The organism is Mycoplasma bradburyae, assembly GCF_024339025.1.
GTDB lineage: Bacteria > Bacillota_I > Bacilli_A > Mycoplasmatales > Mycoplasmoidaceae > Mycoplasmoides > Mycoplasmoides bradburyae.
Genome location: NZ_CP101415.1, coordinates 329,032 through 351,597, shown reverse-complemented (window position 1 = coordinate 351,597; position 22,566 = coordinate 329,032). Strand labels below are relative to the sequence as shown.

At 29.6% G+C, this 22,566-nt stretch carries 22 protein-coding genes and 2 tRNA genes; 2 read left to right on the top strand and 22 right to left on the bottom strand.

What is annotated here, in order from left to right:
- Window positions 1-19: 19 nt before the first annotated feature.
- The 22 genes from NMG77_RS01470 to rplM all read right to left on the bottom strand — a co-directional run bounded on the left by NMG77_RS01470 (window position 20) and on the right by rplM (window position 19,699).
- A complete protein-coding gene (locus NMG77_RS01470) occupies window positions 20-1,789 on the bottom strand; it encodes an amino acid permease (protein ID WP_255045998.1) in 1,770 nt (589 codons plus the stop codon).
- 330 nt (window positions 1,790-2,119) lie between these two features.
- Window positions 2,120-3,358: a phosphoglycerate kinase gene (locus tag NMG77_RS01465; protein ID WP_255045997.1), complete on the bottom strand. Its 1,239-nt coding sequence runs from the start codon at window positions 3,356-3,358 to the stop codon at window positions 2,120-2,122.
- Between the two features lie 33 nt (window positions 3,359-3,391).
- Complete coding sequence (gene gap / locus NMG77_RS01460; RefSeq protein WP_255034926.1) at window positions 3,392-4,393, bottom strand: type I glyceraldehyde-3-phosphate dehydrogenase; 1,002 nt, start codon at window positions 4,391-4,393, stop codon at window positions 3,392-3,394.
- Window positions 4,394-4,509: 116 nt separating this feature from the next.
- Window positions 4,510-5,382 (bottom strand): DegV family protein, encoded by an 873-nt coding sequence (locus NMG77_RS01455; RefSeq protein WP_255034925.1) that lies wholly within the window; start codon window positions 5,380-5,382, stop codon window positions 4,510-4,512.
- 119 nt (window positions 5,383-5,501) lie between these two features.
- Window positions 5,502-5,577 (bottom strand) — tRNA-Ala (locus NMG77_RS01450).
- 5 nt (window positions 5,578-5,582) lie between these two features.
- Window positions 5,583-5,659, bottom strand: a tRNA-Ile gene (locus NMG77_RS01445).
- 32 nt (window positions 5,660-5,691) lie between these two features.
- Window positions 5,692-6,552 carry a hypothetical protein gene (locus tag NMG77_RS01440; protein WP_255045996.1) on the bottom strand — a complete coding sequence of 287 codons (861 nt, stop codon included), beginning with the start codon at window positions 6,550-6,552 and terminating at the stop codon, window positions 5,692-5,694.
- Window positions 6,546-7,469 carry a phosphatidylglycerol lysyltransferase domain-containing protein gene (locus NMG77_RS01435; protein ID WP_255045995.1) on the bottom strand — a complete coding sequence of 308 codons (924 nt, stop codon included), beginning with the start codon at window positions 7,467-7,469 and terminating at the stop codon, window positions 6,546-6,548. Before NMG77_RS01435 ends, NMG77_RS01440 begins: the two co-directional genes overlap by 7 nt.
- A complete protein-coding gene (locus NMG77_RS01430) occupies window positions 7,469-7,861 on the bottom strand; it encodes a F0F1 ATP synthase subunit epsilon (RefSeq protein ID WP_255045994.1) in 393 nt (130 codons plus the stop codon). Before NMG77_RS01430 ends, NMG77_RS01435 begins: the two co-directional genes overlap by 1 nt.
- Window positions 7,861-9,267: a F0F1 ATP synthase subunit beta gene (gene atpD, locus NMG77_RS01425; protein ID WP_255034921.1), complete on the bottom strand. Its 1,407-nt coding sequence runs from the start codon at window positions 9,265-9,267 to the stop codon at window positions 7,861-7,863. Before atpD ends, NMG77_RS01430 begins: the two co-directional genes overlap by 1 nt.
- A 3-nt stretch (window positions 9,268-9,270) precedes the next feature.
- Window positions 9,271-10,146 (bottom strand): ATP synthase F1 subunit gamma, encoded by an 876-nt coding sequence (gene atpG / locus NMG77_RS01420; protein WP_255045993.1) that lies wholly within the window; start codon window positions 10,144-10,146, stop codon window positions 9,271-9,273.
- A 4-nt stretch (window positions 10,147-10,150) separates the two neighbouring features.
- On the bottom strand, window positions 10,151-11,704 hold the full coding sequence (atpA, locus tag NMG77_RS01415; RefSeq protein WP_255034919.1) for a F0F1 ATP synthase subunit alpha: 1,554 nt from the start codon (window positions 11,702-11,704) through the stop codon (window positions 10,151-10,153).
- A gap of 3 nt (window positions 11,705-11,707) precedes the next feature.
- Window positions 11,708-12,253, bottom strand: coding sequence for an ATP synthase F1 subunit delta (gene atpH, locus NMG77_RS01410; RefSeq protein ID WP_255034918.1), 546 nt, complete (start codon window positions 12,251-12,253; stop codon window positions 11,708-11,710).
- Between the two features lie 4 nt (window positions 12,254-12,257).
- Entirely contained in the window at window positions 12,258-12,854 is a 597-nt protein-coding gene (locus NMG77_RS01405) for a F0F1 ATP synthase subunit B (protein ID WP_255034917.1), read from the bottom strand.
- Window positions 12,855-12,856: 2 nt separating this feature from the next.
- Window positions 12,857-13,144 (bottom strand): ATP synthase subunit c family protein, encoded by a 288-nt coding sequence (locus tag NMG77_RS01400; RefSeq protein WP_255034916.1) that lies wholly within the window; start codon window positions 13,142-13,144, stop codon window positions 12,857-12,859.
- An 89-nt stretch (window positions 13,145-13,233) separates the two neighbouring features.
- Window positions 13,234-14,115, bottom strand: coding sequence for a F0F1 ATP synthase subunit A (locus tag NMG77_RS01395; RefSeq protein WP_255034915.1), 882 nt, complete (start codon window positions 14,113-14,115; stop codon window positions 13,234-13,236).
- Complete coding sequence (locus tag NMG77_RS01390) at window positions 14,078-14,587, bottom strand: MG406 family protein (RefSeq protein ID WP_255034914.1); 510 nt, start codon at window positions 14,585-14,587, stop codon at window positions 14,078-14,080. Before NMG77_RS01390 ends, NMG77_RS01395 begins: the two co-directional genes overlap by 38 nt.
- A gap of 208 nt (window positions 14,588-14,795) precedes the next feature.
- Window positions 14,796-16,967, bottom strand: a complete 2,172-nt coding sequence (locus tag NMG77_RS01385) for an MIP family Ig-specific serine endopeptidase (RefSeq protein ID WP_255045991.1) — start codon at window positions 16,965-16,967, stop codon at window positions 14,796-14,798.
- 117 nt (window positions 16,968-17,084) lie between these two features.
- Window positions 17,085-17,708, bottom strand: coding sequence for a uracil phosphoribosyltransferase (upp, locus tag NMG77_RS01380; RefSeq protein ID WP_255034912.1), 624 nt, complete (start codon window positions 17,706-17,708; stop codon window positions 17,085-17,087).
- A gap of 22 nt (window positions 17,709-17,730) precedes the next feature.
- Window positions 17,731-18,810, bottom strand: coding sequence for a flavodoxin-dependent (E)-4-hydroxy-3-methylbut-2-enyl-diphosphate synthase (ispG, locus tag NMG77_RS01375; protein ID WP_255034911.1), 1,080 nt, complete (start codon window positions 18,808-18,810; stop codon window positions 17,731-17,733).
- 53 nt (window positions 18,811-18,863) lie between these two features.
- The gene (rpsI, locus tag NMG77_RS01370; protein ID WP_255034910.1) at window positions 18,864-19,256 is read right to left on the bottom strand and encodes a 30S ribosomal protein S9; all 393 of its coding nucleotides are present in this window, start codon (window positions 19,254-19,256) and stop codon (window positions 18,864-18,866) included.
- A complete protein-coding gene (gene rplM, locus NMG77_RS01365) occupies window positions 19,256-19,699 on the bottom strand; it encodes a 50S ribosomal protein L13 (RefSeq protein WP_255034909.1) in 444 nt (147 codons plus the stop codon). The genes rpsI and rplM overlap by 1 nt, the downstream gene beginning before the upstream one ends.
- Window positions 19,700-19,883: 184 nt before the next feature.
- Between rplM and glyA the strand changes: the two genes are divergently transcribed.
- Both glyA and tyrS read left to right on the top strand, forming a co-directional pair.
- Complete coding sequence (gene glyA / locus NMG77_RS01360; protein ID WP_255045989.1) at window positions 19,884-21,113, top strand: serine hydroxymethyltransferase; 1,230 nt, start codon at window positions 19,884-19,886, stop codon at window positions 21,111-21,113.
- Window positions 21,114-21,304: 191 nt separating this feature from the next.
- The gene (gene tyrS / locus NMG77_RS01355) at window positions 21,305-22,549 is read left to right on the top strand and encodes a tyrosine--tRNA ligase (protein ID WP_255045988.1); all 1,245 of its coding nucleotides are present in this window, start codon (window positions 21,305-21,307) and stop codon (window positions 22,547-22,549) included.
- The last annotated feature ends 17 nt before the right edge of the window (window positions 22,550-22,566 follow it).

Sequence of the window (22,566 nt, the reverse complement as noted above, 5' to 3'; positions counted from 1 at the left end):
GCTGTATGATATTAACTAATTAAACATTTGGGAAACGTTTTTTTAATATCCCATTAATTCAAGGAATGAAGAAGAATAAGAATAATGAACCAAAATAAATAACTGTAAGCATATAAATAGGAAGACCTTTACCACCGATAGTTGTATCAGCTTCAATAAATCCGCCAAACGCGCTTGTTGTAATTTCTGGATTGTTAATTGCTTGTCTTATCGGATCAATTAAATAAACATAAATTCCTTGGTAAGCAAAAATAACAAATACTAAAATCGAAGCAACTGGAGCAATGAACATAAAGAATTTGCTAATTCTATGTTCTGGTGTTAGTTTAAACAATTCAATATAAGCTTCTTGTTTTTTCTTTAATTCAGTTAATCTAGTTGCTTGTTCGTTTGTCGGGTTAGTAACAGATGATAATTCTTTTATTTCTTTGATTTCTAATTTAGTTAGTTTTTTATCTTTATTTTTTAATGAAACCTTAATTCTTTTAATAAAGATTGAAAATGGTATTAACGCATAGATAATAAAGAAGAATAATGTAGGGAAGTTAGTTATTCCATCAGCCACACGGTCATTTCCAAGTCCAATACTAATAGCAGCTATAATCATACCAAAAATAACAATAACAAAAAGATATGATAAGATTCCAGGAATATGACTTTTTAGACCATAGAATTTATCTTGTTCTGATAGGTTTTGATATTTTTTGTTGTATCAACGTTTTAATAACTTAGATCCAAAAATTAAATCATCTTCAATTAATCCTTGATGGTTAGAAATCGTTACCACCATAAACGCATTAGCAACTCCTAGAATTGATACTAATAAGAAGATATTGAAAATTACTTTAAAAGCAAGTGAAATTTTTTGAGCATCTTGTTCAGATCATTTAAAGACATTTTTAAGTAATGTTTCATTGATTGATAAAACAGCATAACCATTACCTAGAAAAATCATTCCAAGTGTTATTAATAAATAAGCAATAGATACTGTTATTACACCTATTGATAATAATATCTTAGTGTATTTTTGTGGATTTTTCATCTTATCTTGAATTGATGTAAAACTCAAGAATGAATCAAATGAAAATAAAATTGATGGCAAAACAACTAGTATAGTTGAGAATGAATTTACTTGATTGATTTTAGTCGCCATAGAATTCATCACTGTTTTACTAGTGTTAAATAATGACTGATCATATTGCATAGCACCAGCAATAATTCCTACGATCGTAATAATAATGATCGGTAAGAACTTAATGATCATACTAAACGATTGAAATGCTTTAGATGCAGTTAATGAAATCGAATTGATCGCTAAAAAGATAATAAAGATTATAAAACCAATTCCGATCGTCATTAGTATTGATGATCGTGGTGACTGATTATTAAAATCAGTTAATAATCCTCATTTACCAGCAGAATCAACCATTGATAAGAATAATTCTCCGGCATACATAAACAACACAACCCCAATAATTCCATTATAAAAGTGTGATTGCGAAATTTTTAAAAAGCGACCTGCTTTCTTACCTAGTGTTAAATCACAATAACCAGAAACACCGAATTTAGAATTCCCAGTTGTGGTTACTTCGATGTAAGATAATGCTAATAATAATGTAATAATAGCACTAATTACTCAAGCTGTTATTACTAAGTAAGGATTGTTATTCGTAGCTTTAAATACACCGATATTTTTAACGAAAATACCGACACCTATCATAGCCCCGATCATCATCGATAGCGAGGCAAATAATCCTATTTTGTTTTTATTTTTTTTAATCTTTATCATTGTTTTTTTGTATTATAATTATTTATTTATCTTCCTTTTATACTTAAGCACTTCTTTATTTTATAAAAAAAATAACAAAATGTTGTTTTTTTCAATAAATTCAAAAATTTGCAAAATAAAAAAACTCAGTTTTTTACTGAGTTTTTTTGGTGAATCTTATTTTAGAAATATTATTTTAATTATTATTTTAAGACCTGTTTTCGAATTCTTTTTATATATTTTTACTTAAATGTTATTAAGGATAATATATTATATTTAACGCTTTTACTAAAGAATTACCTATTATTTAAACAATTAAAAGTTATCTAGATAAGAATTTTATATACGGATTTATTTTTCTTGAATAGCTTCGATACCTGGTAGAATAGTATCTTCCATAAATGTTAATGAAGCACCACCGCCAGTTGATACGAAACTAAATTTCTCAGCTAAATTAAATTTATTAGCAGCAGCAGCGCTATCACCACCACCAATAACGCTATAACTATCAGATTCAGCGATCGCTTTAGCGATTTCTAATGAACCTCTTTCATAATTAGGGTTTTCAAACACCCCTAAAGGACCGTTTCAGAAGATTGATTTAGCTTTAGCGATGTATTCTTTGAATGTTTTGATTGATTCTTCACCAATATCTAAAGCTTCAAAGTCCTCATCTTCTTGATCTTTAGCGAATACACATTTACCTGCTTTAGCAGTTTTGATATCAGTAATTTCACTAGCTTTAGTTACCATCTGATCAGTAGCTAAAACAATTTTATTTTCTTTATCTTCTTCTAGAATCTTCTTAGCAGTATCTAACATTTCAGGTTCAAATAAAGACTTACCAATATGGAATCCTTTAGCTTTATTAAATGTATTTACCATACCACCACCAATTAAGATATGGTCAGCAGTTTTTAGTAATGATTCAATAACTTTTAATTTATCAGATACTTTAGCGCCACCCAGAATTACTACGAATGGTCTTTTTGGTGAATCTGTTAATTTAGATAATGCTTCAATTTCTTTTTGAACTAAAAAACCAACACAAGATTGACCAATATTTTTAGCAATACCAACGTTTGAAGCATGCGCTCTGTGACAAGTACCAAAAGCGTCATTTACATAAACATCAGCTAAACTAGCTCAGAATCTTCCAAGTTCTTGACTGTTTTTAGATTCTTTTTTAACAACTTCACCAGTGTGGTCAACGTCGTTGTATCTTGTATTTTCTAGAAGTAACACTTCTTTAGGTTGAAGTTTTTTAACAGCTTCAACAACTTCATAACCGAAGTTTTGTTCTAAAAATTTAACATTATCAATCTTAGTTGATAAATTTTCATAAACAGCTTTTAAGCTTTTCTTTTTAGAAGTAATATCATCTAAAGATTTAATACGGCTTAAGTGACTTAATAAAATAATCTTACAATTTTGTTCGATTAAGTATTTGATTGTAGGTAAAGCCTCAATGATTCTTTTTTCATCAGCTACCTCACCGTCTTTAATTGGAACATTAAAATCAACGCGAACTATAACCGTCTTATCTTTTAGATCAATATCCTTTAATGTCTTTTTGTTGTATGTAATCATTGTTTATTGATCTCTTTTAAATTTATTTTTTAATTAAAGTTTAGCGAAGTATTTAGCAACTCTGATTAATTGAGCAACGTATGAAGATTCGTTGTCGTATCAAGAGTAAAGTTTGTATAGTTTTTCACCATTAGCTTCTAATACTGCAGTTAATTTACTATCAAAGATAGAACCGTGAGTTTCATTAACGATATCAGATGAAACTAAAGCATCTTCAGAGTATAAGAATGATTCTGAACTAGCAGCTTTCATAGCGGCATTAATTTCTTCTACTGAAACTTCTTTTTCTAATTTAACAGTTAAATCTACTAATGAACCAGTAATAGTAGGAACTCTTACAGCTATACCATTTAATTTACCAGTAGCTTTAGGAACAACTAAACCGATAGCTTTAGCAGCGCCAGTAGAAGTAGGTACCATGTTAGTAGCAGCAGAACGACCTCTTCTAAAATCAGAGTGAGGAGCATCTTGTAATCTTTGGTCAGCTGTGTAGGCGTGAACAGTAGTCATATAACCAGCTTTAATTCCGAATTTGTCTTCTAAAACTTTAACAACTGGAGCTAAGCAGTTAGTAGTACAACTAGCAGCTGAAATTACAGTATCATCTTTGTTAAGTTCTTCGTGGTTAACATTATAAACAACTGTTTTGATTCCTTTTTCTTTAGCAGGCGCTGATAAAACAACCTTTTTAGCACCGCCTTTTATGTGAGCATTAGCTGTTTCTTGAGTTAAGAAACGACCAGTTGATTCAATAACTAAATCAACTCCGTGATCTTTTCAAGGAATTTGAGCAGGATCTTTTTCGCTGTATACTCTGATTTTGTGACCATTAACAATAATTTCGTTTTCAGTAGCAGTCACTTCTTCACTCATCTTACCATGAGCTGAGTCATATTTTAATAGGTAAGCTAAAGTCTTAGCATCTGTTAAATCGTTAACAGCAACAACTTCAACGCTTGAATCTTTTAAAAGATCTCTACAAGCTAAACGCCCAATGCGTCCAAACCCGTTAATACCAATTTTTAATTTAGACATTTTTGTTCTTCTTTCTTTTTTAATATTTCAATTTAATTTTAATACTAATAATAAAAAGCATCAATAAAAATCGTGAAATTTTCAGACGGGTTTTTGTGCAGATTTATATTAAACTTTTATTTATCAATTAAAAAACTTAATGCAAAAGCATTTATTCCTGTATGAACCCCAATTACTGGAGTAATCATAGCAACATCTAATTCATTAAATTCTAAACTTTTTAATCCTTCTTTAACTAATTTAAGAACTTCTTTTGTTTTCTTATCTTCTTTGAAAGTATGACAAAATCCTAATTTTACGATTTTGTTTTTTGTTAGCTTTAATTTACTAGTCGCTTGTTCGATACATTTTTCGATTGCAGTTTTTATATTAATCGCTTTATCAACTAATTGATTAACCCCTTTATGAAATGATATTATCGGACTAATTTTTAAAATCCCTGCAATCAGCGATTTCATTTTTGAAATCCGACCACCTTTTCTTAATTGGGTTAAGTCATTTACCACGATCATTGTGTATATACGATTTTTTCAGTTTTCGATATATTCTTCAATTTCTTTAATCGATTTATCTTGACTAATTAATTGTTGAACTTCATTAACTAATCATTTTAATGAAATCGCAGTGTCGCAAGTATCAAAGATACTAATATTTTTAAGATCACTTAATTCAGTTTCAATCACCATTTTTCATTGGCTATAAGTTCCACTTAAACCACTTGAAATCGGTAATACGAAAACATGATCATAATTCGATGCAACTTCTTTTGTTGTTTTTAAGATCGATTCAATTACTGGCATCGATGTTTTGATATCAACATTTTTGTCTTTGCTTAAATAATCATAGATCTCATCTTGTTGAATATCAACACCATCTAAATAAGTATTGGTATTATTGATGGTAATCTGTAAAGGAACTACAAAAACATCTTTCAATTCATTAGTTTTAATCGTCGAGGATGAATCTGTAATAATCGCAATCTTCTTCATATTTTTAGTTTTACATAAAAAACAAATTGTTTTTTTATGCTTCTTATAATTTTACTACTATAAAAGAAAAAACGAGCAGATAAAATAATACTGCTCGTTAAGTAAAATGGTTTTATTAATGGTGGAGACGAAGGGGGTCAAACCCTCGACCTCCTGAGTGCAAGTCAGGTGCTCTATCAATTGAGCTACGTCCCCAAAAATGGTGGAAGTAAATGGACTTGAACCATCGACCTCACCCTTATCAGGGGTGTGCTCTAACCAGCTGAGCTATACTTCCAGTTCTTGATAACCATATGAATTATAACACATTTAATTTAGCTCGTTAAAAAATATTGCATTTATTTTTAATTTCGACTTATTATATTTTCTTGTTAAGTTGATTTGATTAGTTTTAATAAATGCCTGATTATGTTTAAAATCATTAATTTGATAGTCATTTAAACTTAAGGTAAGAATCGTTGGTATTCTTAAGATAAAATCATTAATTGCATTTTTATCTAAATAAAACGATTGATAAACTTCAAAATCCTTACTTAATTGACAATAACTAGTATCATCATAATAAATAACGTCACCAATTAAAAAATTAAATAATAGGTATTTCTTATATTCTTCTAGTGAATAATCGCTGTAATTATCAATTTTGTTCTTAATAAGATATTGTTTTCTAATCTCATAAAGATCAATAATCTTTTCTTGATTGAGATGATAATTAAATAAATCAATCTTATTAAGATAATCATTCTTTTTAAATTGATTTAATAAAGCAAACTTATGTAAGTTATCCAGTGGATCTAGTTCGAAATTTCGATAAATTTTTCAATTAAAACTTTGAATTAAAACTAAATCATATTTTTGCGCTAATTCATTAAGGAATGGTTCAAAACTTAAATTTAAAACACCCTTACCCCTAAAACGTTCATCACTAACAACACCAAAGACAAGTGCTGCTGTTTTAGTTTCATTATTAATAACAAGTTTTTTATCTAAAACAAAACAGCCATACTTGAAATCTTTTTTGATATCTTTTTCCACATAAATCTTGATTTCTTTACCATAATAAGCATTAATTAAATAGTTCCAAGAAAATTCATTTTCTTCTTTAAATGCTCTTAAATAAAAATATTTATATTGTTCGATTAATTTCTTATCTTTAGTTAGTTCTAGCATAGTTTTACAAGATATCTTTTAATAACAAAAGCTGGTTTATATGAATTTTTTGAAAACGAGATCATTGAATCAATTAAATCGTCTTGACGATCTGTATATTGATCATTAAGATGATGAATTTTAAGAGAATTACTTAAAAGATATTGATATGATCCGCGATAGGTTTCATCACAATGTTCGATAATAATTTCACAACGGTTATTAATCGAATAAGAAACGCTAAAACCAATCATTTCATTTAAATGTGATAATGATGTTAGTTTTAGCGTTTTGTTATTTATTAATTCTTTTATCGCGTAAAAGAATGCTTTTTCTGCATCGTAGTTTCTTTGATTATCTTGTTTGGCTAATCAACTTAAATAAAATTTTTCTAGTTCATTAAAATTAACTTGCTCATTAGTTTTAATGACACAATTTTTAGCGTAGTTTTTAAGAAAGAAGTTTAGGTGATTACGCTTTTTTTGTAAACTATTACCTGCAAAACTAATTAATTTTTTAGTTTCGTATAGGTAATTTGTTGTTGTTTCAAAAACAACTTCTAATTGGTATTTAGTCTTTAATAATTCAAGTTGTTCACTAGTCAGATCATCAATAAAAATCTGTTGATTTTTATCTAGTTGATTAATTTGTTGTTCAATAAGATTTAAAAAATCAAAAGAGCTGCCAATTTTAGTGATTGGTGAGATAATGATCTTTTGAGTGGGATAAAATTTATCTTTTAAGATCTTTCGCATTAAGTTTTTATCTAGATCAACAGTACCAAAAATGATGATCCCATTATCTTTTTTTTGATAATCAAGATCAAGACCATAAAATGATCAAGAATAATAAGTTAAAGCACTATAGAAATGATTAGTATCAAATTGATTAATTTGATCCTGGAAACTATTAATGTTTGATAGATCTAAACGACGCATTATTTTGCTTCTTTTAGTTTTAGTAGTTCGATATCTAAAGCGTGCTGTAAGCGCATTATTTCTTTAGAATCAGTTGTATTTTTCATCTTATTTTCTAATTCTTTTTTGTTCTCAAGAATTTCATCATAAGATAGTTTATCAGCTACAATAAAATCCAAAGCAAAGATTCTAATTAGATCTTTGTTACTATATAGAGTTGCATCATCGATTACAACCGCTTTTTTTGTTTTATCTAAAAAAGTGATGTAGCCAATTGAGTGTTTAATACTAAAGATTGATGGTTCAGTATTTTTCATAAAAGCAGCATAACCATCTGATCCTTTTACAAGGATCATTTCTATATCTTCATCAAATAAAACACCTTTAGGACTTAAAACTTTTAGTTTAACCATTATGATAATGTTTTTGCTTTTTCAATCGCTTCATCAATCGAACCAACATAGAAGAAAGCCTGTTCAGGTAAATCATCATGTTTACCTTCAACAATTTCAGAGAATCCTTTAATTGTTTCACTAATTGGAACGTACTTACCTTTGTTTCCACTGAATTTTTCAGCAACAAAGAATGGTTGTGATAAGAAGTTTCTAATCTTACGAGCTCTTGATACGGTTAGTTTATCTTCTTCAGACAATTCATCAATTCCTAGAATTGCAATGATATCTTGTAATTCTAAGAATTTTTGTAAGATCATCTGAACTTTACGTGCTGTTTGATAATGTTGAATGCCAACAACACTAGGATCAAGTAATCTAGATGTTGATTCAAGTGGATTTACTGCAGGGAAAATTCCTAAAGACGCTATATTTCTATCTAATACAGTTTTAGCATCAAGGTGGGTAAATGTTGTAGAAGGAGCAGGGTCAGTTAAATCATCTGCGGGCACATAGATTGCTTGAACTGATGTAATTGAACCTGATTTAGTTGAAGTAATTCTTTCTTGTAAAGATCCCATTTCTTCAGCTAATGTTGGTTGGTAACCAACAGCTGAAGGCATACGCCCTAATAAAGCAGATACTTCTGAACCAGCTTGAGTAAATCTAAAGATATTATCAATGAATAACAACACATCTTGGTTATTAGCATCTCTGAAATATTCAGCCATTGTTAAACCAGTTAGCGCAACTCTCATTCTAGCACCTGGAGGTTCATTCATTTGACCAAACACTAATGCAGTTTTATCGATAACTCCACCTTCGATCATTTCGTAGTAAAGATCATTACCTTCTCGGGTTCTTTCGCCTACCCCAGCAAATACTGATAAACCACCATGGCCAGTAGCAATATTATGGATTAATTCTTGCACTAATACTGTTTTACCAACACCGGCACCTCCGAATAAACCAATCTTACCACCTTTAGCATAAGGGATTAGTAAATCGATTACTTTAATACCAGTTTCGAAAACTTCTAATTCATTAGACTGATCAGCAAAACTTGGAGCTCTGCGATGAATTGGCATTCTTTTTACAGAGCTTTCTAATGGTTTTTTGTTATCGATCGGTTCTCCGATAACATTAAACATTCTACCTAAAACATCAGTACCTACAGGAACTGAGATTGGTTGATTTGTTGATGTTACTTTAACATTTCTTGCTAATCCTTCGGTTGGACCCATCGCGATACATCTAGCAATGTCATCACCAATTAATTGAGCAACTTCTAAATAAAGTTTTTGTTCAGGTTGATCGATAATCAAGCAATCATAAATATTCGGTAAATCTTCTTGTTTTTCAAAAATAACATCAACAACAGGACCGATTACTTGATAGACTTTACCATAGTTATTTTTTGTACTCATATACTATTTCGCTGCTCCTGCAACAATTTCATTAATTTCTTGCGTAATTTTAGCTTGACGTAGTTGGTTATATAACAACTTATATTTGTTGTAAAGATCATCTGCATTTTTAGCTGCAGTATCCATTGCATTACGCCTGCTAGCATATTCGCAAACTTTTGATTCAATTAAACAACCGTATAAAATAACTTGTAATAATTGTTCTTCTAATGCTGGAATAATCACATCCACACTTGGTTCAAAAGAAATATTTTTAGGGAATTTATCATTAATCGAATCAAGCGTCTTAGCATCAAAAATACTAGGATCTGCTGGCATTAGTTGAATCTTCTTGGCTTGAAAGTTTAAATTATTAATATAGGTAGTATAAATGCAATTAATTGATTCGTACTTATTTTTTTCGTTTAATTCTAAAATTTGTTTTCCTAAAATATAAGACCAATCAAAATCAATTTGCTTATCATTAACACTAAAACTTTGAATAATTCGGTTGTCTAAATTTCTTGTTTTTAGATAAGAATTTAATTTGTTGCCAATTAAAATTACTTGATCATTTTTTCCAATTTCATTAGCCAACAATTTACCAATATTTGTATTATATGAACCACATAAACCAAGTTGTGTGCTAATTACAATTCAAAGTTTTTTATCAGATTTAGTTGTTTGTTCGCTTTGATTTTTATTAGCTCTCATCTTATTGTAATTGGTGATAATAGCTCCAATTACTTCATAAAATTCTTGATAAAAATCTTTAGTTTTATAAAGAGTTGTTTTAAAACGATTGAGTTTAACAGTTGATAACATCTTCATTGCTTTAGTTATCTTATGCGTTACTGTTATAGACTCCATTCGTCGTTTTAATTCTTGCATCGAAGCCATAAAGTTACTCCAATTCTTTTATATCACCATACAGTGATCCATCATAATCAACTAGTGTTGAAGTATAATGTTTAACAACATCTTTATAGAATGTTTTTAATTCATTTGTAATTGATTCATCAAACGCTTTTGCTTCATCAAGTTTTTTATAAACTGGATTTTCTTGCATTTTATTTAAAACAAATTCTTTAAATTTGATGATGTGATCTGTAGGAATTCATTTAATAAAATGATTTTTAATTCCGAATAAAAGGATTGCTTCACTTGTTTGATCGATCGGTTTAGATTGTGGTTGTTTAAACATTTCCATAACCCGTTTACCGTGTTCTAAAACAATCTTAGTTTCAGCATCTAGATCAGATGAGAATTGTGAAAAAGTATCTAATTCACGATATTGTGCAAGTTCTAATTTTAAACTACCAGATACTTGTTTTATTGATTTTAATTGCGCTGCTGAACCAACCCGAGATACTGATAATCCAACATGGATTGCTGGTCTTTGACCAGAGTTAAATAACGATGTTGTTGTAAATAATTGACCGTCAGTAATCGAAATTACATTAGTAGGAATATATGCTGAAATATCACCTGCTTGTGTTTCAATAATTGGTAAGGCGGTTATTGATCCAGCTCCTAATTCATCACTTAATTTACCGGCACGTTCAAGTAATCTTGAATGTAAATAAAAAATATCACCAGGATAAGCTTCGCGACCAGGAGGTCTTCTTAATAATAAAGATAACGCTCTATATGCTACTGCATGTTTAGAAAGATCATCATAAACAATTAAAACATCTTTACCTTGACGCATTCATTCTTCAGCAATTGTTACACCAGTGAATGGCGCAATGTATGATAATGCTGCTAATTCACTAGCTGTAGCACTTACGATAGTTGTATAACTCATAGCGCCTGTTTCTTCTAATAAACGATTAATTTGAGCTACAGATGAATTCTTTTGACCGATTGCTACATAAATACAATTAACATTTTTACCTTTTTGATTAATAATTGTATCTAATGCGATTGTTGTTTTACCAGTTTGGCGATCGCCGATTATTAATTCTCTTTGACCTTTACCGATTGGTAACATACTATCAATAGCTAAGATTCCAGTTTCGAGTGGTTGATGAACACTTTTACGTTGCATTACTCCATAAGCTGGACGTTCAATTGGTGAGTAACTTACATTTTTTAATTCACCTTTACCATCAATCGGTAATCCAATTGGATTAATTACTCTTCCAAGTAAACCATCACCTACTGGAGCTTGAATTACTTTACCTGTTCTTTTAACAGATGAACCTTCTTTTAGATCAAAGTAATCAGATAACATTACCACCCCAACTGAGTTAGGTTCTAAATTCAAAGCAATACCATAAGCGCCATTTTCAAACTCAACAAGTTCGTTTAACAAAACATCGTCGAGCCCACTAACTCTTACGATTCCATCACCTATGGTAATAATATAACCCTTCTGATCGCTAACAATCTTGTTTACATATTTCTTAATTTGATCTTTAATTAATAAAGAATATTCATTTAAATTAATCGCCATAATCTAATTTCCTTTAGTTAAGGTTTTTAAACGGTTTTTCAATAACTTCAATTTACCATCAATCGTGTGATCAATTAACAGATCGTTTGATTGAATCCTAATTCCAGCAATCAAGCTTGGATCAACTTGATATAAAATGTTAAGTTCTGAATCAAATTTCTTATGAAGTTTTTCAGCAAGTTGCGCTTTTTCAGAATCACTCATTTCTTGAGCAGATATTACTTTAATAAATAAAGTATGGTTTTCTTCTTCGATCATTCTAAAGAATTTTTTAATAATCGTAAGAATGTTAAAAAATTCATGGTTATCAATAACAACTTTTAAAAAGTTAACTATTGTTTCGTTTAGTTTATCTTTAAAAACAATATCAATGATTTCGTGTTTTTGATTTTTTGATAAAACCTTATTATTTAATAATGACATTAAGTCATTATCTTTCTTAACAAGATTAAATACAATCCTTAAATCGTCATAAAATTGCGAGACTTTGTTTTCTTCATGAGCAAGATCGACTAATGCTCTAGCAAATCCAATTATGTTGGTATCCATAATGTTAATCTAGTTCTTTTAGCAATTCTTGAACTAAACGTTCATGATCTTGTTTGTCTACATTTTTTTTGATTAAGGTTGAAGTAGCTTCTAGAGCTATATCAACGATTCGACCTTCCAGTTCTCGCTTTAGAATTGATTCTTGCTTAATTATTTCAGAATGTGCATTTTCAATAATACGGTTAGCTTTTCTTTTAGCATCGCTTTCAACATCAGCTTTAAGACTATATGCTTGATTAGTCGCTAAATTAATTATTTCTCTTGCTTGAATTTCAGCATTTTGTTTTTCTTTTTTCGCATCATCCAATAAAGCCATTGCTTGTTTTTTTAATTCATTAGCACTATTGATTTCAGCTTGAATCATTTCCGTTCTTTTTGTTAAAAGTCTTTTAGTAGGTTTTCATAAGAAGAAAATACCTAAAAGAATAATTATTATTAATGCGATCGAGTGAGCAATAAATACTCAAAAGTTAGGAAAAAATTGATTAACAATTGTACTTGGTTTTAATTCATCAGGAATTGAACAAGATGAAACAATTGTCGAAATAATTAAGAAGTTGAAACTTAGTAATAAAAGTTTCGTCACTCTTTTAGAATGCATAATTATTTTGCTACGAAAATTAAAATAAAAGCAATAATTAAAGCATAGATCGCACTTGATTCTGAAATTGCTGAACCAACAATTCAGAATAAATTTATTTTAGGCATTAATTCAGGATTTCTTGCTGCGGCCATAGCACATAAACCAGCAGTAACACCTTGACCAGCACCTACCCCAGCAGCTGCTGTCATAGCTAAACCAGCTCCAATGTAACCACCTAATTGATTAGTGAAAGTAGCTTTATCTTCTGCGTGGGTAATTAGGTCGTGAATGATTAAAAAAACGTTCATTGTTATTATTTCCTTGTGTTTATAGTAATGAATTCAATATAATATTTTATAAATTTTATTTTTATATCCCTTATCTTTAGTAAAGAATATTATTTAACATTAAGTTTTGTTCTTTCTAGTTTCTCAGCTTGTTTTACTTCTTCATTTTTAATTGGTTGAGATCAGTACGTTAGCATTAATGACACAAATACAAATGCTTGTATGATGGCTATCAAAATATCGAAATAGATATGGAAGAATGGCACAATCAATCCACCAGCAATCGTTCCTAAAATTAAACCAACATTAAATGAATCAGTAGATCCTAAGGTAAAGAAGGTTCGAAATACACTATATAATAAAGCAATAAAGATTGAACCAGCTAAGATATTACCTCATAACCGCAATGATATTGATAATAATGGCGATACTCAGCCAATAATATTCAGCGGATTAGGAAACACTGGAATGCTTTTGTTTTTAATTTTTACATTAACAAAAAACTCACTAAAATAGGCTAATTTTTGGTATTTTAAGCCGATAATTACTGATCCTAAAAACGACATTAAACCTAATGAAAATGTTACAGTTGATGATGAAGTTGGTGCTGCAATCCCACCTACTAGCGATACTAAATTACTTACTGTAATATATAAGAATATCACTATAAATAGCGGTGTGATTTTTCGATTTTTTTCACCTAACAACTCAACAGTTAGATTTTCAAATTGCAAGATTAACAACTGCACAACCAATACATATCCTGTAGGTGGTGTTGTTGGATTAAGTTTCTTAATTTTTGAATAATATACAGCGGTTAATATTGCAATCGTAAATAGCACTAAAAAAATGCTTAGAACATGAGCTGTTGGAACAAATGGAGCTCAGTCTATGTTTTGTGATTCAAGAGGTTTAACGTCCAAGAAGTTGATAATACTTTGTGATGTTTGCTCACTAAAAAGCTTCTTGTAAACTATCTCCTGTGGCAACATTTCTATTTAATTCCTTTAGACGATCTTGTTCTTTTATATCTTTATTAATCAATCAATAGTTCACAATAATATGGATAATTACTGATGTAATCGGTCAAATAATTGCTGGAAAAACATTGAAATATTCAGACTCAATTTTCCAACGATTAGTAATACCGATTATGATAATCGGAATTACATACCAAAGAATTCTTGAACAATGTGTTAATAAACCAAACATAAAAAAACCAAAACTAGTTGATTTAACTTGTTGGGTATTTAGCTTACTTACTAATTTATACAGCAAGTTAGGTAAGACTAATGCGATTATTAAACTAATATTAGAAAAGAATATTGTTAATAAAGAGCTATAGACTCACGCAATACTAATTATGTTCAATGTCGATAATACAGATATGATTATTAAAGCCAATAATGATATTGCATTAAAAGCGATTAAGTTGTATTTAATAGTTTTTTTATCGACAACCATTTTATATTTAGTTCTTTATTTTATAAAAGAACGCTTAAATTATACGCTTAATAAATTAAAAATTTAAATTTGGTTAATTTATTAGATTAAAAACCATAATAATTTAACGATTTCTTGATAGAATAAAAATTTTCATATATGTTTTTTATTAGTTGCAAAGCAATAAAAAAACTCGTGGTTAGTTATTCAACTAATACGAGTTTGTTTTTTATCTTTTAAAAAAGTTTGATAGATCAGATAATGAAGATCCCGATTTACCATTACCAGCTAGCAATCCTAATAAAGCAGCTATATCAGTAGGATTAAGATTCTCAACTCCAGCAGGAAATGTTCCTGGAGGAATGCCGTTTGGTAAATTATTTAATAAACCTGGGAAAGATCCTGTTGGTAATCCACTAGGCACTTCAGGAGCTGGTTTATTGCTATCACCATTGGGCTGACTACTTGGTTCATTTGTAGGTTTAGAGTTCGGCTTGCTAGGTACTGGTTTTGGTGAAGTTTGTTTATCATTTCCATTCATGCCAGAAACAGGTCTAGTAGTTCTAGGCGGGTTTTGATTAGAATTATTATTTCTATCAGGGGTTCTTGATGGATTATTATCTATAGATGGTTTTGAATTTACTGGTTGATTGTTTGGTTGATTTTGTTTTACTGAATCTGGATTTTTACTTGCAGTATTTCTTCAAGCATCAGTATCATTTGCTGATAAATTATTGCTATTTAATTCATTAGCTGCATTATCATTATCATTATTAGGAGTATCTTGATCAGATTCGTAATTACCATCTACCATTTTAGCCAATAATCTAGTGGTAGGTAATTTAAGAGTTTTAACCGAACTGATATATGAACCATAATCACTTTTCATATATTCATTTCCGTAAATTAAATCGTATGGTCTGATTGTATCGTTTTCAAATTGTGTTGGCTTTGTTTGAACACTTACTGTAATATTTCTTGGATTATATAAAGAAGCAACTAAACCAAAATTCGCTTCAGTATTTTGATCAACAGAAACTGTACCAAAATAAATTCCTAAAGCTTTGTTATTAGAAGTTAATGCTAAAGAACCAGATGAGCCAGCTGATAGGTTGGAATCTTTAATTATGTATCCATAACCATATTGCTTGTATTTAATATTACGATAAACTAGCTGGAAATTTTTAGCAATATCAGCGTTATAAATACCACCTCTAATACCACCTGCAACACTTAAATCTGAATGAATCGCAATATTCTTACCAGAAATATCATTTGTATTAGAAGCGTTGATTGTTCATCCAGGTGAACCTTTAGGATCACTGCTAACAGGAAACTTGCGACCATTAGATAAATCAACAGAATACTTAGTATATTGTGGAGTTGATGATCATGAACTGTAGTAAGGATAACCACCTAAATAAACATTTAGTTTAGAAAGATCAGAATTAACACTTGTGTAGTCATTACGATCAAAAAAACCTGTACTGTAATTACCTTCAGGAGTTTCTACACTTTCATTAGTTAATTCATCATTACGCCTATTTGGTGAAGCTGGTTGAGAAAAGTCAGAATTCCCTTTCCAAATTTTTTTAGCAGTATCCATCGCTTTTACAATTCAACGTTCGTATAATTTACGTTCGTCATTGTATTTATAGATTTTTCTTCCATCAGCACTTTTTTCTCAAGAAAGATTTAATGTTATAGAAATAACAGCGAAATCGATATATTCTCTAATCCCTGGAGTTTCTTCTTTAATAGTAGAAATCCAATCAGGTGATTCTTTATAGAATTCAGTAGCCGTATATACAGTTTTAGGTAAAGAGCTTAATGGGGCGTAAGTTAATGTTTTAGCATCATGTTTATTTTTAACCGCTAAATCTTCATCCCATTTACCTAAGTTGAAATATAATGTTTGATCAACACCTGATAGCGGTTGTCTATTCCCGTATCAAGACGGTCTGTAATGTTTGTTATCATTAGGATTTAATAGAGCTTCAGCAACATGTAAATTTGTTGCAAAATACCCAGTTCATTTAGCGTTTGGATCGTTCTCATCCACTGGATTACTTTGTCAGTCAAATAATCATCCTGTACCAAATACTCTGTAAGCACGACTACGTTCAACACCAGTAGTTTCAGGGCTAGATTTTTGTCTAGAAGGATTGTATCCACCTGAGTTGTTAAATTCCAAACTAAAAGTGATGTCGTATATTTTCTTATAATCACCAACAGGTAATGTTGCACTTAGATTCTTATTAGTAGTTTTATCATTAACAGAACCAGACCCATATACGTCATTAAATATATCAAATAACGCACATGAAGAAACAGTTGTTGATAAAGCTGTTAATCCCGCTAATAGAAACGGTCATTTTATGATTTTTTTATTAAAAGCCATTATATTTGGATGATGAAGAGCCTTTTTATAATAAATCTATAAACAAATCAATGAAGTATCTATAATCTCTAAATCGATAATAACTAATAATAACATATTATTATAAAGTTTACCAGATTACTTAGTACCAAAAATTCGGTCACCAGCATCCCCAAGTCCAGGGTAGATGTAGTTATGATCATTTAGTTTTTCATCTAAACAAGCTAAATATACATCAACATCTGGATGTTCATTATTTAGAACTTTCAATCCTTCAGGAGCACCTAATAATCCCATATATTTAATAGATTTAGGTTTAATTTTTTTAATCATTTCAATTGCTTTAACAACTGAAGCGCCTGTTGCTAGCATCGGATCTAAAACAATAACATGCGCATCACTCATTGTTGCAGGAAATTTTGAATAATATTCAACAGGTTTAAATGTTTTTTCATCACGATATAAACCGATATGGCCTACTCTTGCGGTAGGAATAATGTTATGAACACCATCAACCATTCCAAGGCCAGCTCTTAGAATAGGAACAATCACAAAGTTGTGTTTAAGTTTTTTAGCTTGTGTTTTAGTTAAAGGAGTTTCTACAGTAATCTCTTCAAGTTCATAATCCTTACCAACTTCATACATCATTAATGTTGTAATTTCTGTTAGTAGTTGTTTGAAAAAATAGTAATCCGTATTAACATCTCTCATTTTTGATAATTTATCTGAAATTAACGGATGATTAAAAATAAAGTTTTTCATATTTGTTACTCTCTTTTAATTATTATTTATTATTTCTATTCTTAAATAAATCATATTCTTCTAAAATCATTTTTTTTAATTCATCAACTAAATATTCTTGTTTCACAGATTTTATTACGATTCCTTTTTTAAAAATGATTCCTTCTTCCTTACCACCAGCAATACCAATATCAGCTTCTTTAGCTTCACCTGGGCCATTAACTGAACAACCTAAAATTGATACTTTTAAGGGAAAATTTAAATCTTTTACAAATTTTTCAACCTCGTTTACAACTTTGAATAAGTCAAAGTTTAATCTCCCACAAGTTGGACAAGCAACAACATCAACTAGATTATCATACAAACCGAGTGAATTAAGCATTTTTTTGGCTACTTTGATTTCATCAACTGGATTTGTTGATAAAGAAATTCTAATCGTATCACCAATACCTTTTAATAATAAGGGAGTTAAACCTGCCACTGATTTAATCGTACCATTAATTAAAGTACCAGCTTCAGTTATCCCTAAATGCATTGGATAATTAAATTTTTTAGCACCTAATTCGTACACTTCCATACTTAGCATAGCGCTTGATGTTTTTAATGAAATCACGATATCATCAAAATCAAATCGCTTTAGCATACGAACATATCTTTGAGCTGCTATAATCATTGCTTTAGCGCTAACTCCGTATTCTCTCATCAAATCCGAAGGAATTGAACCAGAGTTAACACCAACTCGAATCGGTACATTATGTTGCTTTGCTAAAACACAAATCTCTTTTAACTTTTCTTTAGATTTAATGTTTCCTGGGTTTAATCTGATTTTTTTGCAACCAGATTTAATCGCAGCTATCGCATAATCTGGGTTGAAGTGAATATCAGCAATGATTGGACAAGGAGATTTTTCAACAACTTTTCTAATCGCTTTTTTATCAGCATCGTCAAACACAGCTATTCTAACTAGATCAGCCCCTTCTTTAACCAAATCATTAATTTCTTTTAAACTTTTTGAAACATTTTTAGTTTTAGCGATAGTCATTGATTGCAAGACAATTTTATCTTGCCCGCCGATCTGAACATTACCTACAAAAACTTTCTTAGTTTTGCTTCGAGTATACATAAAAAAATGCTTACATATAAAAATAAAACCCCATATAAAGGGATTTTATTATCTTAACGTTTAGTAAATTGAGGAGCTCTTCTCGCACCATAAAGACCGAATTTTTTACGTTCTTTAACACGAGCATCACGAGTTACTAGTTTGTGTTGTTTTAATTGTTTTTTAAGATCAGGATTCATGCTAACTAAAGCTCTTGCAATCCCTAAACGAATAGCACCAGCTTGTCCAGTAAATCCACCACCAGAAACTACAACATTGATATCGTATAATTCAGATGTTTTAGTAAGTTCTAATGGTTGACGCATATCTTGAATAACGATCTTATTAGGAAAATATTCTTCTGCTTTTCTATTGTTAATAATTAATTTTCCAGAACCTGGAGTTAATTTAACTATAGCAGTTGAAGATTTTCTTCTACCTAATCCTTTAAAAGTCGTAGTAGCCATTATTTACTCCAATCTAATGTTGTAGGTTGTTGAGCATCGTGCTCATGCTTACCATCTTTGTAAATTTTTAATTTACGAAGCATATCCTTAGCTAAACGGTTCTTAGGAAGCATTTTTCTAATTGCATCATAAACTAATTGGTCAGAATAGTGTTCAACCATTTCACGACCTGTACGTGATTTAATTCCACCCATGTAGTTTGAGTGACGGTATCACTTTTCACCATCTAATTTGTTACCAGTCAAAACAACTTTATCACTATTTAATATGATTAAATAATCACCACAATCAACATTAGGAGTGAAATCAGGTTTGTTTTTACCTCTTAGCAAGTTAGCAGCCTTAACTGCTAATCTCCCTAACACTAAACCTGAAGCATCTACCAAATATCACTTACGGTTTTTTGTTGCAACAACTGGCTTTTGCATTGTTGTTTTTTGCATTATTAATTACCTTTTAATATTTAAAAAAAATAAACCTTTGTTTTGAGGTCCCATTGTAAAATATAGTTTAGAAGCCACTAAACTACATAAAGCATAATAATTTTATCACAAATATTCTTTATTTATGAATAAACAATTCTTTATTTATAATAAACAATGTTATTAAATATGCAGGTTGTAAATTATGGATATTATTAATCTTATAAATAAGGAATTACAAAGACAAAAAGACCACATTGAATTGATTGCTTCAGAAAACTATGTTTCTAAAAACGTATTAAAAGCTACTGGATCAATTCTAACTAATAAGTATGCAGAAGGTACACCTAATAAAAGATATTATGGTGGATGTGAATTTGTAGATCAAATTGAATCACTTGCAATCGAAAAGTTAAAAAAATTATTTGGCGCAAAGCATGCTAACGTTCAACCACATTCAGGATCAACAGCTAATTCTGCTGCTTATTTAGCATTATTAAAACCAGGCGATAAGGTGCTTGCTATGGGTCTTAATGATGGCGGTCATTTGACTCACGGTTCTAAAGTAAATTTTTCCGGAAAAATATACGATTTTTATCACTATAATGTGGATAAAAATACGCATTTATTAGATTACGATGAAATATTAAAAAAAGCGCTAGAAATTAAACCAAAATTAATTGTTTGTGGAGCATCTAATTATTCACGTTTTATTGATTTTAAAAAATTTAAAGAAATCGCAGATCAAGTAGGTGCTTACTTAATGGCTGATGTTGCTCATATTGCCGGTTTAATTGTCACAGGTTATCATCAAAATCCGATTCCTTATTGCGATATCGTTACAAGTACAACTCATAAAACTTTAAGAGGACCTAGAGGAGGAGTTATCTTAACCAATAAAGAAGAGTTAATTAAGAAAATTGACAGCGCTGTATTCCCCGGTGAATTAGGTGGACCTTTAGTGCATGTAATTGCTGCTAAAGCAATTGCTTTTGAAGAAGCATTACAACCTGAATTTAAAACATATATTAAGAATGTAATTGATAATAATAAAGCCTTTTGTGATGCTTTTATTAAAAAAGGTTACAAGATAATAGCTAACGGAACAGATAATCATTTATTTACTATTGACCTATTCTCTAAATTTAATTTAACTGGTGATTTAGTAGAAAATTGATTATATGAAGCAGGAATCGTAGTTAATAAAAACACGATTCCATATGATAGCAACAAACCTACTAATCCAAGTGGTATTAGATTAGGAACAGCTGCTATGACTACAAGAAACTTAGATCAAAATGATTTTATTCAAATATCTGATTGAATTGATCAAATCATTAAATCTAAAGGAAATAAAGACATTATTAATAAAATTAAAAAAGAAGTTAAAAAACTACTAGATAAACATCCAATTTACGAAGATTTATCATATTAAAATTAACTTATAGAGTTAATTAAAAAAGTACTAAAACTTTAATAAATCCATTTTTATTAAAAATAAAAATTATCGATAAAATCGAACAAAAACATAAAAATAAATTGCAAAGTTTTTGAATTATTTTAAGAGATAATAATCATCTTTTTTATCGATTAATACAAAACACAATTTAATTAATAATCAAATCTATGGACTTCATCGCAGAATTAAAAAAACGAAATATAATAAAACAAATTTCTAATGAAGAAAAACTTAAATTAGCATTAGAACACGAAAAGGGGGTTTATGTTGGTTTTGATCCAAGTGGTCAATCTCTCCATTTAGGAAACTTAATACCGATCATTACTCTTAAATACTTTAAAAAAATTGGATTTAAAACTTACGCCATTTTAGGTGGTGCTACTGGTTTAATTGGTGATCCTAGCGGCAAAGCTTCTGAAAGAAAAATTCAAGATTCTCAAGTAATTGCTGATAATGCTAAGAAAATTCAAGCTCAATTAGAACGTTATACAAACGCAACAATTATTAATAATATCGAATTCTATAAGAATATGAATTTTTTAAGTTTTCTTAGAGATGTAGGGAAATTAATTAATGTTTCATATTTATTAGATAAAGAGTTTATTAGATCAAGAATTGAAAACGGGATTTCATATGCAGAATTTTCTTACAACCTAATTCAAGGTAACGACTTCTTGCATCTATTTGAAAAATACGATGTTCAAGTTCAATGTGGCGGATCAGATCAGTGAGGTAACATAACTACCGGAATTGATCTAATCAAGAAAAAGTATGATGAAGAGCAAACTAAATATCTTTGCGGTTTAACTTTTAATTTATTACTAAATTCTAATGGTAACAAATTCGGTAAATCTGAAAAAGGTGCGCTATATTTAGATGAAAATCTAACTCATCCTTACGAAATTTGACAATACATTTACAACCAAGATGATGAGTTTATTGTTGATTTAATTTACCGATACGCTCTAGAAGAATCACTTGAAAAAATCGAAGAAATCATCAAAGCTCATAAGGAAGATAAAAAAGCAAGAATTGGTCAAAGATATTTAGCTGATTACTTAATTAAATTAATTCATTCTCAAGAACATTTAGATAATGTTTACAAAATGAACAGAGCTTTATTTGAAAACAAAATCAAGGAATTATCTGATCAAGAAAAACTCGTGGTTTTTGCTAACTTTGATAAAGTTGAACTTGATCTTAACCAATCCTATAAAATAATCGATTTATTGTTACAAGCTAAAGTAGCTGATTCTAAACGAATTCTGAGAGAATTAATATCTCAAGGATCAATTCAAATTGATGATATTAAGGTTGATAATCCAGAAACCGTTTATACACCTAGTAAGGATAAAAAACTAACTGTTATTAAAAAAGGTAAAAAAAATTACTTTGTAGTAATTTGAAAATAATAATCAAATATGTTTAA